Origin of the sequence: Janthinobacterium sp. AD80 (genome assembly GCF_002878455.1) — a bacterium.
Lineage (GTDB): Bacteria > Pseudomonadota > Gammaproteobacteria > Burkholderiales > Burkholderiaceae_D > Janthinobacterium.
The window spans coordinates 1-2,291 of sequence record NZ_NRDQ01000283.1; the positions used below are offsets into that span (position 1 = coordinate 1).

General features: G+C 68.9%; 4 protein-coding genes. All 4 read left to right on the forward strand.

The window, feature by feature from the left end:
• Positions 1-735, forward strand: a 735-nt coding sequence (locus tag JaAD80_RS28605; protein WP_102299553.1) for a type II secretion system F family protein, incomplete at its 5' end; no start/stop codon positions are given.
• Positions 725-1,177 carry a TadE/TadG family type IV pilus assembly protein gene (locus JaAD80_RS28610; protein WP_102299555.1) on the forward strand — a complete coding sequence of 151 codons (453 nt, stop codon included), beginning with the start codon at positions 725-727 and terminating at the stop codon, positions 1,175-1,177. The genes JaAD80_RS28605 and JaAD80_RS28610, both read left to right, overlap by 11 nt.
• A gap of 8 nt (positions 1,178-1,185) precedes the next feature.
• Positions 1,186-1,587, forward strand: a complete 402-nt coding sequence (locus JaAD80_RS28615) for a TadE/TadG family type IV pilus assembly protein (RefSeq protein WP_180979648.1) — start codon at positions 1,186-1,188, stop codon at positions 1,585-1,587.
• 41 nt (positions 1,588-1,628) lie between these two features.
• Positions 1,629-2,291 (forward strand): pilus assembly protein TadG-related protein (locus JaAD80_RS28620; RefSeq protein WP_258003240.1); only part of this gene is annotated, 663 nt, incomplete at its 3' end.

A 2,291-nucleotide genomic window follows, 5' to 3' on the forward strand; every position in this document is an offset into this window, starting at 1 on the left:
CCTGCGGAAAACTGGGAAGCGTCGTCGCTGCGCCTGCGCTTCCTGCACGCGGGCCTGCGCGCGCCGGCCGCGCCGCTGCTGTTTTTTGCCGCCAAGACGGCACTGGCCGCGGGCTTGCCGGCGGCGCTGTTTTTCCTGCTGCTGCACTGGCAGCCCAAGCTGGCCGGCAGCGCCTTGCTGCTGTGCCTATGCCTGCTGGCCACCTGCGGCTACTACCTGCCCAACCTGGTGCTCACGCGCCTGGCAAGGCAGCGCCAGCGCGACATCGTCGACACCTTTCCCGACGCCCTGGACCTGATGACGGTATGCGTCGAGGCGGGCCTGGGCATGGATGCGGCGCTGGCCAGGGTGGCCGCCGAGATCGCCCTGAAAAGCACCGTCGTCAGCGAGGAACTGACCCTGGTGACGCTGGAATTGCGCGCCGGCAGCAACAAGGAAACGGCGCTGCGCAACCTGGCCATGCGCACGGGCGTGGAAGACGTCGATATCCTGGCCACCATGCTGATCCAGGCCGAGCGCTTCGGCACGGGCATCGGCGCCTCGCTGCGCGTGCTGTCGGAACAGCTGCGCACCCGGCGGCGCCAGGGCGCCGAGGAGCAGGCGGCGAAAATCTCGCTCAAGCTGCTGTTTCCCCTGATCTTTTTTATCTTTCCTTCGCTGCTGGTGGTGCTCATGGGGCCCGCCATCCTGCAAATCTACCGCCAGCTGCTGCCGGCCATGGCCAATGCAAGCTGAACCACAATCGATCGCGCGCCAGCGGGGCGTGGCCGCCGTCGAACTGGCCTTGCTGCTGCCCGTGCTGCTGCTGATTTTCTTCGGCATCGCCGGCTTGAGCCGCCTGTATTTCGTGCAGCTGGCCCTGGCCAATGCGGCGCGTGCCGGCATGCAGTTTGCCGTGGCCGGCAACTCGCGCGACGTGGCAAGGATCGCCGCCGCCGCGCAGGCCGATGCCCGCCTGGACCTGCCCGACATGGCCTTGCCGGCGGTGGCGATCGTGCAGCGCTGCGCCGATGGCAGCCCCTACGGCGGCGGCCTGTGCGCCGGCGCCGCCAGCGCGCCGTGGACGTATGTGGAAGTGCGCGCCAGCTACCAGCTCGGTGCCGGCTTGGTGCCCATGCTGCCCGTCTTTGCACGGCCGCTGCGGCTGCGGCAAAGCGCCGTGGCGCGCCTGCAATGAGGCAGCGCATGCACGCACGCCAGCGCGGCGCCTTCGCCGTCGAATTCGGCCTCATCCTGGGCCTGCTCCTGCTGCTGGTGTTTGCCATTGCCAACCTGGGCCTGGTCGCCTGGAACTACAACACCATCTCGCATGCGAGCCGCGAAGGCGTGCGCCATGCCAGCGTACTGAGCAACAGCGAAGGACGCTACAGCCGCGAACAGGCGCGCGCGCTGATCCGCGCACGCGTGCAGGGCCATGCCGTGGGCCAGCGCTTCGATGCCATCGAAGTCAGCTGGGAAGATGGCGAGAACGCGCCCGGCAAGGTCGTCACGGTGACGACCCGCTATGTTTTTTATCCCGTCACGCCCCTGTTCGGCACGCTGGGCATTGCCCTGCACAGCTCGGCCAGCATGATGATTTCCAACTAACCACTACCAGGCTCCCGATGCGCTTGCGTCCTCCCCTTTTTGTGCGGCACCAACGCGGCAGCATTCCCGTCGCCACCGCCCTGCTCCTGCCGTTGCTGCTGGGCTTTGCCGGCCTGGCCGGCGACAGCGGCAATGTCTACCTGGCCAAGCGCCGCATGCAGACGGCGGCCGACGCGGGCGCCATTTCGGCGGCGCTGGAACTGCAGCGCCAGGCCGGCGTGGCCGAAGTCATCGCGGCCGGCAAGCACGATGCCGCCCTGAACGGTTTCGCCGCCAGCGGCACGCAGGTCGATACGCCGCCCGTCTCCGGCGCGCATGCGGCGCGTCCCGGCTACGCGGAAGTGCGGCTGGCGCAGGACGTCCCCACGCATTTCATGGGCCTGTTCGGTTTTCCCACGGTGGAGGTGACGGCGCGCGCGGTAGCCGGCGCGCGGCCCGACGCCAGCTGTTTTCTCGCCCTCAACAGCAAGAACGTGGCCGACGCCATGACGGTCACGGGCGCCGGTGAAATTTCGGGCGAGCACTGTTCGATCTTCGTCAACGGCAGCACGCCCAACACCCTGTCGGCCAGCGGCGCCATGACCATCCGCGCCGACAGCATCGGCGTGCAGGCGCCCGCCTACCGGCACGACAGCGGCAGCGTCTTTTTGCCCGCGCCGCAGGTGGGGCAGGCGGCGCGGCGCGACCCGCTGGCGGCACTGCAG

Bases quoted from the DNA above. Each gene is read 5' to 3' on its own strand.
- JaAD80_RS28610 (WP_102299555.1), top strand. From the start codon at position 725: ATGCAAGCTGAACCACAATCGATCGCGCGCCAGCGGGGCGTGGCCGCC.
- JaAD80_RS28615 (WP_180979648.1), top strand. From the start codon at position 1,186: ATGCACGCACGCCAGCGCGGCGCCTTCGCCGTCGAATTCGGCCTCATC.